Below are 12,879 nucleotides of genomic sequence, written 5' to 3'. Positions count from 1 at the left end.
GCTGTGCGGAGTGTCCCAGAGGCCCCCGCTCTCAGGCCACGGTCATGAGCCCCCGCACCTGCACCGCCCCCATACCCCGCACCACCCGATGCGCACACGCCGCCTGCAGCAACTCCCCCAGCAGATCGGGGTCGTCGATCTCCAGGCCCAGCAACGACTCGATCCGCTCCAGCCGTTGGTACAGCGACTGCCGCCCGATATGCAGCAAGGCCGCCGTCCGCGTCGGCGAGCAGCCGTGCCGTAGATGGACCTCCAACGTCCGCACCAGGTCGCTGGGGTGGGCCGCCTCCCAGGCCAGCAGCGGGCCCAGCGTGTGCTGGACGAGTCGGGTGAGGCGGTCGCGGTTGGTGTCGACTCCGCCCCGGGTCAGCTCACGTTCCATGGCGAGGGCGCGGGCCGAGGTCACCAACGGGCCGTCGGGGACCGCGGGTTCGGCGGCCGGGACGGTCAGGGCCAGCTCCAGGGTCGTACGGGCCGCACGCAAGGTGTCACTCCAGCGCAGCCAGCCACTGGCGGCGTCGACGGCATGTCCCACGGCGACGGTGAGGCCGGGGTCGGCGGCGGCCCGGAAGGCTTCCTGGACGGCGCGGATCGGGTCGCCGCCCGAGCCGGTCCGGCCTCCCACGCCTCCGCGGCCACCGACGCCCGCACCCCTGCCGCCCCGCCCACCGTCCCCGGACAGCGCCACCAGCGCCAGCACATCCCCCGGGAACGCCGCCCGCAGCACCCCCGCCCCGCCCAGCACCCGTACCGCCCGGTCCACCGCGCCGATCTCCCGCGTCCCGTGCACCGACACCCCGATCAGCAGGGCCCCGGGCCCGGGATGGAACCCGGCGAGGGCCGAGCGGGCCTCCACCTCCGGCTGGTTCAAGGGGGCCCGGTCGGCCAGGTCCGCCAGGAGGGCCGCCGTGTGGTCGTCACCCCAGGGGCGTACCACCGAGCGGCCCGACAGGCCGCGCGCGACGATGGCGCGGTTCGCGGCCTCCGTGATGCGGACGAAGGGGACCACCCGGTGCATGGACAGGAGCGGCAGGCCCAGACGGCGGGCCTCGTCGACGACCTCCGTCGGCATGTCGGGCAGCGAGCGGCCCACCTCGACCGCCAGGCCGGCGGCGCCGCGCGCGGCCAGTTCACGGACGTATCGACGGCGGGTCTCCTCGTCGGCGTCCGTCAGGCCGAAGCCGTTGGTGAGGAGGAGTTCGCCGCCGTCCAGGAAGTTCGCACCCTCGTAGACCTCACTCGAGTGGACCCAGCGGACCGGCCGGTCCAGGGCGTTCTCGCCGGCGAGAAGGGTGGGCTCGGAGGCGCGTACGGGGTCGAGGTCCAGGATCTCGCGGAGGGTGAGTGCGGCCATGAGCGACCTCCAAGGGTCGGACAGTTCGTCCGGCGGCGGGTTGCCCGGAGAGTACTTTCCGCACGTTGCCCTCGTGTTTCGGCCACAGGAGAGTGGGACGTATGGATCAGGCACAGGCAGCACAGGCAGGCACGGCACAGGCACGCAGCTGGCTCGCCACCGCCGTCGCGGAGGCCCGGGCCGGACTCTCGGAGGGCGGTATCCCGATCGGCGCCGCGCTCTACGGCGCCGACGGCACGCTCCTCGGCCGCGGCCACAACCGGCGCGTCCAGGACGACGACCCCTCGATGCACGCGGAGACGGCCGCGTTCCGCGATGCGGGACGGCAGCGCTCGTATCGCGGAACGACCATGGTCACCACCCTCTCGCCCTGCTGGTACTGCTCCGGTCTGGTCCGCCAGTTCGGTATCTCCCGGGTGGTCGTCGGCGAGGCGGCGACCTTCCACGGCGGACACGACTGGCTGGCCGAGCACGGCGTGGAGATCGTGCTGCTCGACGACGAGGAGTGCGTCGGGATGATGCGCGACTTCATCAAGAACAACCCGGCACTGTGGAATGAGGACATCGGTGAGTAATCCGAGCAATCCGCGTAATCCGAGTAATCCGCGTGTTCCGACCATCGATCTGCGGCCCTGGCTGGACGGCGACGAGCAGGTCCGCGCCGACATCGCCCGGACCGTCGACGAGGCCCTGCAGACGGCCGGGTTCCTGCTGGTCACCGGGCACGGGGTGGATCCGGCCCTGCGGACCGCGATCCGGGACGCGGCGCGCGGCTTCTTCCGGATGCCGGTCGGGACGAAGAAGGCGTACGAGGTGAAGGTCGGCGGACGTGGCTGGCTCGGGCCGGGCGCGGAGGCCAACGGCTACTCGGAGGGTACCGAGACCCCGCCGGATCTGAAGGAGTCGCTGACCTTCGCGACGCACGAGCCCTTCGAGGACCCGGTCGTCAACGCCGAGTGGTACGCGCCCAACGTGTGGCCGGCGGAGGTGCCGGAGCTGCGGTCGCTGTGCGAGGAGTACCTGGACCGGATGGCCGAGCTGGAGAAGCAGCTGCTCTCGCTGCTCGGCGAGGCGCTCGGGCTCGAACCCGACTTCTTCTCCAAGCACATGGACCACCCGACCTACGGCTTCAACATCAACTGGTACCCGGGGACCGAGGTCCTCGGCGAGCCCCAGCCGGGCCAGTTCCGCATCGGCCCGCACACCGACTTCGGGACGGTCACGATCCTCGACCGGCAGGCCGGCAAGGGCGGGCTCCAGGTGTACACGGACGAGGGCGGCTGGGAGGACGCGCCCTTCGACCCGGCGGCCTTCACCATCAACATCGGTGACCTGATGGCCCGTTGGACCGGCGACCGGTGGCGCTCGGGCCGGCACCGGGTGCTCCCGCCGCCCGCGGACGCGCCGGCCGAGGAGCTGATGTCCCTCGTCTACTTCGGCGAGTGCACCCCGGGGACCGTCGTGGAGTCCGTACCGGCCCCGGTCGGGCGGGTGGCTTACGAGGCGGTGGACTCGCACGTGTACCTGCGGGGGAAGCTGGACTCGATCACCGTCGGCTGATCGTCGCGACCGTTTCCGAGTAAGGGTTGCCTCGTTGGGCGGGATACCACCCTTTTGGGGGTGTCCCCTGTCCCGAATGGAGCCGCCCGTGCGAGTGACCGACATCCAGCGCTGCGAAATCCGGCCGGGACGGCTCGTCGAGTGGACGCTCAGTCGGGCGACCGTCGAGACCGCGAGCCGCCTCCCGGAGGACGCCAGACCACCGGCGTACATCCAGGAGTCCCACATCCGCACGGCCAGATCCGTACGGGAGGGCGGCCTGTTCGTGCCGACCTGGCTGGGTACGGCCTTCGACCTGCCCGGCCCGGTCGACCTCGACGTGCTCCAACAGGCGCTGCGGGACTGGACCGTGCGGCACGAGACCCTTCGCAGCGGCTTCCGCTGGGCGGACGACGAGCTGCGGCGCTTCACCCTGGACGCCGCCGACGTGTCCCTGCGCCGCGAGGTGGTCGGCGACTTCACCGACGCCGAGGCGCTCACCCGGCACCTCCAGGACCGGTTCGACGAGGCGGCGGACGCGCTGAAGTGGCCGAACCTCATCTACGCCGCCGTCGTCCGGGACGACTGCACCAGCGTCTACCTGGCCTTCGACCACAGCAACGTCGACGCCTACTCCATCCACGGCATCCCCGCCGAGATCCACGAGCTGTACACGGCGGGCGTCGAGGGACGCGGGGGCGTGGAGCGGCAGCCCACCGCCAGTTACGTCGACTTCTGCGAACTCGAGCGGGCGGACGCGGACCGGATCGACGCGGGGCACGAGATCGTCGGCCGCTGGCGGGAGTTCATCCGCCGCTGCGACGGACGGCTGCCGAGCTTCCCCGTCGACCTCGGTGTGGATCCCGGGAGCCCGCTGCCCACCCAGCGGATGCTCTGCGAACCGCTGGTCGACGCGGAGGCGGCCGCCGCGTTCGAGACGTACTGCCGGCCCTACGGCGGCAGCCTGGTCGGCGTGCTCGCCGCCACCGGCCTGATCGTGCACGAGCTCGGCGGACAGCCCGTCTACCGCACGGTCGTCCCGTTCCACACCCGGGTGAAGTCCCGCTGGTCGCAGTCGGTCGGCTGGTACGTGGGCGGCGCGCCGATCGAGGTGCCGGTCGCGGACGTCTCCGACTTCCCCGGCGCGCTGCGCGCCGTACGCGCCGAACTCCAGGCCGCCCGCTCCCTGGCCCGCATGCCACTGGCCCGTGTACTGGCCCTCCTGGGCACGGACTTCCGCCCGCTCTCCCCCGACCTGTACTCGATCGTGTCGTTCGTCGACACCCGCGGCATCGCCGGTGCCGAGCGCTGGGAGGAGCTGAAGGCGTACGGACTGATCCGCGTCTCTTACGGCGACCAGGTGTGCGCGTGGGTCAACCGGCTGCACGAGGGCCTGTGGTTGGCCTGCCGCCACCCGGACACCGACGTGGCACACAAGAACCTGCGCCTGTACGCCGACCGACTCCGCGACCTGATCCTGGCCACGGCCTCCGCCACGACCTCTGCTACGGCCCCTCCAGCCGCGCGAGCAGCACTTCGAACCGTGCCCGCCAGCCGGACTCCGTCGCGCGTTCCCCACGGAACTCGTGGGTGAAGCGCAGGGCCGTACCGTCCTCGCCGTCCCGCTCCAGGTGGAACCGGATCCGGCCGCCCTCGTCGAGGGTGTACTCGGCGACCCGGTCCACGTCCCAGGCGGTGATCCGCCCACTCCCCAGGTCACGCAGGGTGACCGCGCCGCCGAGCCGGGGTTCCAGCACCTCGGCGACGGTGAACCACCCCGCGAGCCCCTCCGGCCCGGCCACCGCCTCCCAGACCTGCCCCATGGGCCGGGGAACCCGCACCAGGAAGTGCAGGATGCGCGTGTTCCCGTGGGTCTGACTGGTGCCCTGTGCGATGGAACCGCTCATGACACCAGTGTCGGTCCTCTACGGCTCAGACGCCCGCGTACGAGTGCTTGCCGCTGACGAAGATGTTGACGCCGTAGTAGTTGAACAGCCAGCAGCCGAAGGCGATCAGGGCCAGGTAGGCGGCCTTGCGGCCCTTCCAGCCGGCGGTGGCGCGGGCGTGCAGGTAGCAGGCGTAGGCGACCCAGGTGATGAACGCCCAGGTCTCCTTGGGGTCCCAGCCCCAGTAGCGGCCCCAGGCCGACTCGGCCCAGATCGCGCCCGCGATGATCGTGAACGTCCACAGCGGGAAGACGGCCGCGTTGATGCGGTACGAGAACTTGTCCAGGGACGCGGAGGCGGGCAGCCGCTCCAGGAACGACGTGGCGAAGCGGCCGGGCGTGCCGCCGTTCTCCAGCTTGGTCTCGTACGAGTCCTTGAAGAGGTAGAGCAGCGTGCCGACGGCGCCCACGTAGAAGACCGCACCGCACAGGATGGCGGTCGAGACGTGGATGTACAGCCAGTACGAGTGGAGGGCGGGAACCAACTGGTCGCTGGCGGTGTACAAGACAGTGACGGCGATGCCGAGATCGAGGAGGACCGTCGTGACCAGGAACAGGCCGAGCCAGCGCACGTTCTTCTTCAGCGCGAGCAGCGCGAGGTACACCGTGACGGCGACCGCGGAGAAGGTGATGTTGAACTCGTACATGTTGCCCCACGGCGCCCGCTCCACCGAGGCCGCGCGGGCGATCACACCGGCGAGGTGGACGAGATACGCGAGCACGGTGAGCGAGATGGCGATACGCCCGTAGAGGTCGCCCTGCTCGTCCCCACCGTGCGCCCCGGGCCCGTCCGGCACGTCCCGCGTACCGGCCGAGGACCGTACGACGACCTGGGGCCGCTCCAGTACGGCGGTGCCGCCGGCCTTGTTCACGGTGACGGCCGGCGCCTTGCCCTTGGCCTTCTGCGCGCCGGGGGTGAGCGCGGCGGCGGTACGGCCGATCTTGCTGCGGCTGCCGAAGATCCACTCGGCGATGTAGGTGAAGAAGGCCAGGGTGTAGACGGCCATCGCGGAGTAGATCAGCGTGTTGCTGATGTTCGCGAGGTGTTCGTTGGTCGCGGTGGCCAACTCGGTTCCGGCGGCGAGAGTCACTTCTCAGCCCCTTCGGCAGGTACGACTTGGGGTTCGGGGGTGGTGGTGTCGTCTTGGTCTGAGGAGCCGGCGTCGGAGTCGTCGCGCGATTCGGCGTCGGAGTCTTCGTCGGGCTCGGGCGCGCCCGGCGCCCGGTCGTACAGGATCCCGGCGAGGTCGCCGAGTTCCTCGGGGACCTTGGCGGACTCGCTGCGGCCGAGGCCGGCCATCTCGACGACGGTGACGCCGTCGGGGCCGGTCACCGCGCGCACCCAGACGCGGCGGCGCTGGATGAACAGGGAGGCGGCGAGGCCGAAGATGGCGGTGAGGGCGCCGCCGAGGGCCCAGCCGGTGCCGGGCTGCTGGACGACCTGGAAGTTCGCCCACTCCTTGGTGCCCTCGTAGGTGATGGTGCCGGCGCCGTTCGGGAGCTTCATGGTCTGGCCGGGCTTGAGGTTGTCCCTGACCTGGGCACCCTTGGCGTCCTTGTATTCCTTCACGTGCGACTTGTCGAGCTGGTACACGCTCTGCGGGATGCCCGAGTCGACGCCGAGGTCGCCGTGGAAGGGCGTCAGGTTGAGGATCGGATTGGTCAGCCCCGGGAAGGTGGAGGCGGTCTCGCTGCCCTTGGTGTAGGTCGGCAGGAAGAAGGCGGAGATGCCGAGCTGTTCGCTGACGCCCTTGGCGTTCTTGTAGCCGTCGAGGACCTTGACCACGCCGGTGGAGGTGACGTTGGAGTCGAGCGGGAGGAGCGGTACGGCGTCGCTGTAGACGATCTTGCCCTTGCCGTCGCGGACGGTGATGACGGGCGCGTAGCCGTGGGCGGTGAGGTAGACCTTGGCGTCACCGATCGACAGCGGCTCGTTGACCTTGATGGTCCGCTTCCGGTCCTTGCCGTAGGCGCCCTGGCTGTAGGTGAGGGCGGCCTGGTAGGTGCGCGGGGTGCCGCGGTTGGGGCCGTTCGTCTCGTAGGTGCCGGTGAACTTGTCCAGGGTGAAGCTGAACGGCACCAGGTCGTCGGTGGTGAAGAGGTTGCCGGACTTGAAGTCGTCGTACTGCGTGGTGGTGTTGGAGAAGCCGTCGCCCTCGACGATCAGCTTGTTGCCCTCGGACTTGAAGAGCTGGCCCCAGGCGAAGGCGATCAGCATCACGATCAGCGCGATGTGGAAGGCGAGGTTGCCGATCTCGCGCAGATAGCCCTTCTCGGCGGCGACGGCGTCACCGGCGAGGTGGGCACGGAAGCGGCGCTTCTTGAGGAGGGCGAGGGCGTCCGCGCGCACCTGCTCGGGCTCGGCCTCGGTCCGCCAGGTGGTGTACGCGGGCAGCCGGGTCAGGCGTTTGGGGGCGCCCGGCGGGCGGCCGCGGAGCTGGCCGACGAACTGCCAGGTGCGCGGGATGATGCAGCCGATGAGGGAGACGAACAGCAGGATGTAGATCGCGGAGAACCACACCGAGCTGTAGACGTGGAAGAGGCCGAGCCGGTCGTAGACCGGCGCGAGGAAGGTGTGCGCCTTGCGGAAGTCGGCGACCTTCGTGGCGTCGATGCCGGACTGCGGGATCAGCGAGCCGGGGATCGCGCCGAGCGAGAGCAGCAGCAGAAGCAGCAGTGCGACCCGCATGGAGGTGAGCTGCCGCCAGAACCAGCGGACCCAGCCGACGACGCCCAGGGAGGGCAGGTTGGGCAGATCCTCCTTGGGCGCGGTGGACAGCTGGGAGCCCGCCGCCCCCAGATCCGCGTCGTCGGCCCGCTCGGGGGGCGTGTCGGTGGTGGTGGTCTTGCTCATCGATCAGATCCCCACGGTGAAGCCGGCGGACCAGGACTGCATGTCCTGCACGATTCGGTCCCAGGCGCCGGTGAGCAGCAGCAGACCGGTCACGATCATCATCGTGCCGCCGATCCGCATCACCCAGACATAGTGGCGCTTGACCCAGCCGAAGGCGCCGAGCGCCTTACGGAAGGCGACCGCGGCGAGCACGAAGGGCACGCCGAGGCCGAGGCAGTAGGCGACGGTCAGTACGGCGCCCCGCCCGGCGCTGGACTGCTGGGAGGACAGGGCCAGTACGGAGGCGAGGGTCGGTCCGATGCAGGGCGTCCAGCCGATGCCGAACAGCGCGCCGAGCAGCGGGGCGCCGACGAGGCCGGTCACCGGCCGCTTGTGGATGCGGAACTCGCGCTGGGTCATCCAGGGCATCAGGCCCATGAAGAAGACGCCCATGAGGATCATGAGCACGCCGAGCACCTTGGACAGGACGCCCCGGTTGCTCTGGAGGGTGTCGCCGAAGTAGCCGAACAGGGCGCCGCTGGAGACGAAGACGGCGGTGAAGCCGAGGACGAACAGGGAGGCGCCGGCGACCATCCGGCCGCGCCGGGCCTCGCCCAGGTCGGTGCCGGTGACCCCGGTGACGTACGACAGATAGCCGGGGACGAGCGGCAGCACGCACGGGGAGAAGAAGGAGACGAGGCCGCCGAGGAGCGCGATGGGCAGGGCGGCGAGCAGGGCGCCGTTGAGCACGGTGCCGTTGTAGCCGTCGGCGGCGAGCGTGGTGAGTGCGCTCACGTCACTTCTCCGCGAGGACCGGGTCGATCATCTTGCGCAGCTTGTCCTCGCTGAGCGCGGCCAGCGAGCGGGCGGCGATCTTGCCGTCCCGGTCGAGGACGAGCGTGGAGGGGATGGCCTGCGGGTTGAGCGTGCCCTTCTTGAAGCGGAGCATCAGCTTGCCCGTCGGGTCGTACAGGCTGGGGAAGGTGACGCCCTGCTGCTTCTCGAAGGCGGCGGCGTTCGCGGTGCTGGTGTCCCGGGTGTTGATGCCGACGAACGCGACGCCCTTGGACTTGAGGTCCTGGTAGACCTTCTCCAGGTTGGGCGCCTCGGCGCGGCAGGGGGCGCACCAGGAGCCCCACACGTTCAGGACGACGACCTTGCCCTTGTAGGAGGCGACGTCGAGCTGTGCGCCGTCGACGGTCTTGCCGGACAGGTCGGGCGCCGAGGCGCGCTGCCCGCTCTTGACGGTGGAGATGCCGTCCTTGCCCATGACGAAGTTGGTGTCACCGCCTCCGCCCGAAGTCCCCCCGGAACTGCACGCGGACAGGGTCAGCGCACCGGCCGCGGCCACTGCGGCGAGCAGGACGGCACGGCTGTGGTTCGAGCGCAGGGGGGCGCGGTTGGCGGCACTCATGTGAAAAGTTTCGCATGCCCGTTCTGAGGATCTTGCGCACCCCCCTCAGGTCGCGGAGGCGGTCGACGAAGGCGTCGCCGGGGCCCCCTTGAGGAAGGTCTTCCAGCCGCCCGCGGGCGCCTGTCCGACATCGAGCGTACGGAGCTGGGCGAGCACCTCCGGCTTCTGTACGTCCATCCAGTCGACGTACTGCCGGAAGGAGACCATCCGCACGTCCGCGCCCTTCTCCTTCTCCGCGGCGATGTGCTTGAAGGCCTCCTCGACGGCGTCCATGTAGATGCCGCCGTTCCAGTGCTCGAAGTGGTTGCCGACGAAGAAGGGCGCCCGGTTGGTCTCGTATGCCCGCCTGAAGCCGGATATGTAGGCCTGTGCGGACTGGGTGCGCCAGGCCGGGTAGTTGTAGGCGGGCGCGTTGGTCGAGTTGACCGACTGGTTGGCGAGCATGTTGTAGTCCATCGACAGGACCTCGAAGGACCGCCCGGGGAACGGGATCTGCTGGAGCGGCAGGTCCCAGATGCCCAGCTTCTTCTCCGGCCAGACCTGGCGGCCGCCGGGCGAGGAGGCGTCGTAGCGCCAGCCGAGCTGCTTGGCGGTGGGCAGCAGATTGTTCTGGCCGAGCAGACAGGGCGTACGGCCCCCGACGAGCTCCTTCTCGTAGTCGAAGGGCAGCGCGGGCAGGTCGGACCACCCGGTGTTCGTCCGCCACTCCTTGACGAAGGCCTTGGCCTGCTGGATCTCACTCCTCCACTGCTCGGGGGTCCAGTTGCCGACGGTGCCGTAGCCGGAGCAGAAGTGGCCGTTGAAGTGGGTGCCGATCTCGTGGCCCTCGAGCCAGGCGCGGCGGACGTTGGTGAGCGTGGCCTTGACGTGCTCGTCGGTGAGGTAGCCGATGTCGGAGGCGCCGCGCGGGTTGTTCGGCGGGTTGTAGAGCCGCTTCTTCGACTCGGGCAGCAGATACAGCCCGGAGAGGAAGAAGGTCATGGACGCGCCGTGCTGCTTCGCGAGGTCGAGGAAGCGCGGGAAGAGGCCGTTGCCGACCTCGCCGGCGCCGTCCCAGGAGAAGATCACGAACTGCGGCGGGGTCTGCCCCGGCTCCAACGGCACCGGCTTGGACGGCTGGTGGGGCTGCTTGCCGGTGAAGGAGGTCGAGCCGTCGCCGAGCGGGCGGACGGGATGGGACGTACTGCCGCCCTTGCCACCGCCTTTGCCTCCGCTGTGGGAACCCGATGCACGGGTCGACCCGTCTGAGGGCTTGAGGGTGCCGCACCCCGCGAGACCGACGGCGGTCGCGGCACCCGCGCCGAGACCGAGCATTCCCCTGCGAGAGAGAGCGCGCATTCCAACCCCGATTCGTCATGTGCTCTGGTGGTCACCCAGTCAGAGGACATGACGAACGGGGAGGTTCCTCTCGATCACGTGTATCTCGCAACAAATGTCACGAACGTGTCATGGAACCCAAAGGGGATATCTCACCTCGGGGTTGAGACCTTCTCAGGCCCCGAACTCAGGCCCCGAAGGCCTTGCTCTTCCCCTGCACCGGCTTGGCGCCGGCCCGGAGGTGGGCGGGGACGAGATCGAGGGCCGGCTCGCTGTAGCCGACGGACACGATCTTGTCGCCCTGGTACGTGAAGGACGTGAGAGAGGCGAGCGTGCACTGCCGCTTGCGCGGGTCGTGCCACAGCCGCCGCTTCTCGACGTACGAACGCACGGTCCAGATCGGCAGCTGATGGCTGACCAGCACGGCCTCGTGCCCCCGCGCCTGCTCCTTCGCCGCGTCCAGCGCCTGCATCATCCGTACGACGATGTCGACGTACGCCTCGCCCCAGGACGGCTTGAACGGGTTGACCAGGTACTTCCAGTTCCCCGGCTTCTTCAGCGCGCCGTCGCCGACCCCGAAGGTCTTGCCCTGGAAGACGTTGTCGGCCTCGATGAGCCGCTCGTCACTGGCGAGATCCACCCCATGGGCCTTGGCGATCGGGGTCGCGGTCTCCTGAGCCCGCTCCAGCGGCGAGGCGCAGACGTACGTGACGTCCCGCGACGCGAGATGCTCGGCGACCCGGTCGGCCATCTGCCGCCCCAGCTCGGACAGGTGGTACCCGGCGAGCCGCCCGTACAGCACCCCGTCCGGGTTCTCGACCTCACCGTGCCGCATCACGTGTACGACGGTGATGTCGTCGTTGGTCTGCTCGCTCACGCGGTTGCCTCCGCCGCTGCTCGGGCCGCCGCCGGGAGGGCGTCGGCGATGCGCTGTACGGCCCGTTCGTCGTGGGCCGTGGACACGAACCAGGACTCGAAGGACGAGGGCGGAAGGTAGACGCCCTGCGCCAGCATCGAGTGGAAGAAAGCGGTGAAGCGGAAGGACTCCTGCTTCTTGGCGCCCTCGTAGTCACGGACGTCCCGGTCCGTGAAGAAGACGGAGAACATGTTGGAGGCCCGCTGCACCCGGTGCGCGACGCCTTCCTTGGTGAAGGCCTCGGTGACGAGCGCCTGGATCTGAGCGGAGACCGCGTCGACCTTCTCGTAGGCGGCCTCGTCGAGCAGCCGCAGCTGAGCGAGACCGGCGGCCGTCGCGACCGGATTCCCGGAGAGGGTGCCCGCCTGGTACACCGGCCCGGCAGGGGCAAGGTGATCCATGACGTCCTTGCGCCCCCCGAAAGCCGCCGCCGGGAACCCGCCCCCCATGACCTTCCCGAAGGTCATGAGATCGGGCCGGACGCCGTCGATCCCGTACCAACCACTACGACTGGTCCGGAACCCGGTCATGACCTCGTCCGAGATGAAGAGCGCGCCGTTCTTCGAGCAGGCGTCCTTCAGCCCCTGGTTGAACCCGGGCTGCGGCGGTACGACGCCCATGTTCCCGGGCGAGGCCTCGGTGATCACACAGGCGATCTCGCCGGGGTGCCGGTGGAAGGCCTCGTTCACGGCTTCGAGATCGTTGTACGGCAGCACGATCGTGTCGGCGGCCTGGGCGCCGGTGACGCCGGGGGTGTCGGGCAGGGCGAAGGTGGCGACGCCGGACCCGGCGGCGGCGAGCAGGGAGTCGACGTGACCGTGGTAACACCCGGCGAACTTGATCACCTTGCTGCGCCGGGTGAACCCGCGGGCGAGCCGGATGGCGGACATGGTGGCCTCGGTGCCGCTGCTGACCAGCCGCACCTGCTCGACGGGCTCGACTCGGGCCACGATCTCCTCGGCGAGCGCGACCTCGCCCTCACCGGGGGTGCCGAAGGAGGTGCCGCGCGAGACGGCCTCCTGGACGGCGGCGATGACCTCGGGGTGCGAGTGCCCGAGGATCATGGGCCCCCAGGAACAGACGAGGTCGACGTACTCGCGCCCGTCGGCGTCCGTCAGATAGGGCCCTTCGCCCGAAACCATGAACCGGGGGGTGCCTCCGACGGCGCGGAAGGCGCGCACCGGGGAGTTCACGCCGCCGGGCGTGACGACGGCCGCGCGGTCGAACAGCTCCTGCGACACGGGTGCTTCGTAAGGAAATGGCAGTTCGCTCATGACCAGCGACTTCTCCGACCTTCTCGACTTCTCGGGTTCCGGTTGCCTGTGACCTCCTCAGGGTAGGCCAGCACCACTGCCGACCCGAGGGACAGCCACCGCCCTAGGTGATCTGCGAAACTGGGACCTGATACACACAGCTCGAACGGCCGTCGCGTACGTATAGGTGTACGGACAGGTGTACGGAGGCTTGTTCAGGGGCTGCGAAGATCCTGCGGACAGGTGTTTCAACGCACGTTTCGGCGGGCGGCCGTGGGGGAGGTCACTGACACGATGATCGGGTTGCG

The 12,879-nt window shown here is 69.7% G+C and carries 12 protein-coding genes; 3 read left to right on the top strand and 9 right to left on the bottom strand.

The window, feature by feature from the left end:
- Positions 1-31 precede the first annotated feature (31 nt).
- Positions 32-1,354 carry a PucR family transcriptional regulator gene (locus ACQEWB_RS27755; RefSeq protein WP_432835585.1) on the bottom strand — a complete coding sequence of 441 codons (1,323 nt, stop codon included), beginning with the start codon at positions 1,352-1,354 and terminating at the stop codon, positions 32-34.
- A 101-nt stretch (positions 1,355-1,455) separates the two neighbouring features.
- Here ACQEWB_RS27755 and ACQEWB_RS27750 point away from each other — a divergent pair, with 101 nt between their 5' ends.
- The 3 genes from ACQEWB_RS27750 (at position 1,456) to ACQEWB_RS27740 (ending at position 4,487) form a co-directional block, all read left to right on the top strand.
- Positions 1,456-1,929: a nucleoside deaminase gene (locus ACQEWB_RS27750; protein ID WP_432835583.1), complete on the top strand. Its 474-nt coding sequence runs from the start codon at positions 1,456-1,458 to the stop codon at positions 1,927-1,929.
- Positions 1,922-2,914: an isopenicillin N synthase family dioxygenase gene (locus tag ACQEWB_RS27745; protein WP_432835581.1), complete on the top strand. Its 993-nt coding sequence runs from the start codon at positions 1,922-1,924 to the stop codon at positions 2,912-2,914. Before ACQEWB_RS27750 ends, ACQEWB_RS27745 begins: the two co-directional genes overlap by 8 nt.
- A gap of 88 nt (positions 2,915-3,002) precedes the next feature.
- Entirely contained in the window at positions 3,003-4,487 is a 1,485-nt protein-coding gene (locus tag ACQEWB_RS27740; protein ID WP_432835579.1) for a condensation domain-containing protein, read from the top strand.
- Here ACQEWB_RS27740 and ACQEWB_RS27735 read toward each other — a convergent pair.
- The 8 genes from ACQEWB_RS27735 to hemL form a co-directional block, all read right to left on the bottom strand.
- On the bottom strand, positions 4,399-4,800 hold the full coding sequence (locus tag ACQEWB_RS27735) for an SRPBCC domain-containing protein (RefSeq protein WP_432835577.1): 402 nt from the start codon (positions 4,798-4,800) through the stop codon (positions 4,399-4,401). The genes ACQEWB_RS27740 and ACQEWB_RS27735 overlap by 89 nt on opposite strands.
- 25 nt (positions 4,801-4,825) lie before the next feature.
- On the bottom strand, positions 4,826-5,929 hold the full coding sequence (gene ccsB, locus ACQEWB_RS27730) for a c-type cytochrome biogenesis protein CcsB (RefSeq protein ID WP_432835575.1): 1,104 nt from the start codon (positions 5,927-5,929) through the stop codon (positions 4,826-4,828).
- On the bottom strand, positions 5,926-7,692 hold the full coding sequence (gene resB / locus ACQEWB_RS27725) for a cytochrome c biogenesis protein ResB (RefSeq protein ID WP_432835573.1): 1,767 nt from the start codon (positions 7,690-7,692) through the stop codon (positions 5,926-5,928). Before resB ends, ccsB begins: the two co-directional genes overlap by 4 nt.
- 3 nt (positions 7,693-7,695) lie before the next feature.
- Positions 7,696-8,466, bottom strand: coding sequence for a cytochrome c biogenesis CcdA family protein (locus ACQEWB_RS27720; RefSeq protein WP_432835571.1), 771 nt, complete (start codon positions 8,464-8,466; stop codon positions 7,696-7,698).
- A 1-nt stretch (position 8,467) separates the two neighbouring features.
- On the bottom strand, positions 8,468-9,085 hold the full coding sequence (locus ACQEWB_RS27715) for a TlpA family protein disulfide reductase (RefSeq protein WP_432835569.1): 618 nt from the start codon (positions 9,083-9,085) through the stop codon (positions 8,468-8,470).
- A 45-nt stretch (positions 9,086-9,130) separates the two neighbouring features.
- A complete protein-coding gene (locus tag ACQEWB_RS27710) occupies positions 9,131-10,423 on the bottom strand; it encodes a hypothetical protein (RefSeq protein ID WP_432835567.1) in 1,293 nt (430 codons plus the stop codon).
- A 166-nt stretch (positions 10,424-10,589) separates the two neighbouring features.
- Positions 10,590-11,237, bottom strand: a complete 648-nt coding sequence (locus tag ACQEWB_RS27705) for a histidine phosphatase family protein (RefSeq protein ID WP_432844043.1) — start codon at positions 11,235-11,237, stop codon at positions 10,590-10,592.
- Between the two features lie 38 nt (positions 11,238-11,275).
- The gene (gene hemL / locus ACQEWB_RS27700; RefSeq protein ID WP_432835565.1) at positions 11,276-12,592 is read right to left on the bottom strand and encodes a glutamate-1-semialdehyde 2,1-aminomutase; all 1,317 of its coding nucleotides are present in this window, start codon (positions 12,590-12,592) and stop codon (positions 11,276-11,278) included.
- Between the last annotated feature and the right edge of the window lie 287 nt (positions 12,593-12,879).

It is taken from the genome of Streptomyces sp. CA-249302 (assembly GCF_050936785.1).
Lineage (GTDB): Bacteria > Actinomycetota > Actinomycetes > Streptomycetales > Streptomycetaceae > Streptomyces.
Note: the sequence above shows the minus strand (reverse complement) of the source record. Positions and strands in the feature narration are given on the sequence as shown.

Excerpts from the sequence above, each read along its gene's own strand:
- ACQEWB_RS27755 (WP_432835585.1), bottom strand. The coding sequence starts at position 1,354 with ATGGCCGCACTCACCCTCCGCGAGATCCTGGACCTCGACCCCGTACGC.
- ACQEWB_RS27750 (WP_432835583.1), top strand. The coding sequence starts at position 1,456 with ATGGATCAGGCACAGGCAGCACAGGCAGGCACGGCACAGGCACGCAGC.
- ACQEWB_RS27735 (WP_432835577.1), bottom strand. The coding sequence starts at position 4,800 with ATGAGCGGTTCCATCGCACAGGGCACCAGTCAGACCCACGGGAACACG.
- resB (WP_432835573.1), bottom strand. The coding sequence starts at position 7,692 with ATGAGCAAGACCACCACCACCGACACGCCCCCCGAGCGGGCCGACGAC.
- ACQEWB_RS27715 (WP_432835569.1), bottom strand. The coding sequence starts at position 9,085 with ATGAGTGCCGCCAACCGCGCCCCCCTGCGCTCGAACCACAGCCGTGCC.
- ACQEWB_RS27710 (WP_432835567.1), bottom strand. The coding sequence starts at position 10,423 with ATGCGCGCTCTCTCTCGCAGGGGAATGCTCGGTCTCGGCGCGGGTGCC.
- ACQEWB_RS27705 (WP_432844043.1), bottom strand. The coding sequence starts at position 11,237 with ATGCGGCACGGTGAGGTCGAGAACCCGGACGGGGTGCTGTACGGGCGG.
- hemL (WP_432835565.1), bottom strand. The coding sequence starts at position 12,592 with ATGAGCGAACTGCCATTTCCTTACGAAGCACCCGTGTCGCAGGAGCTG.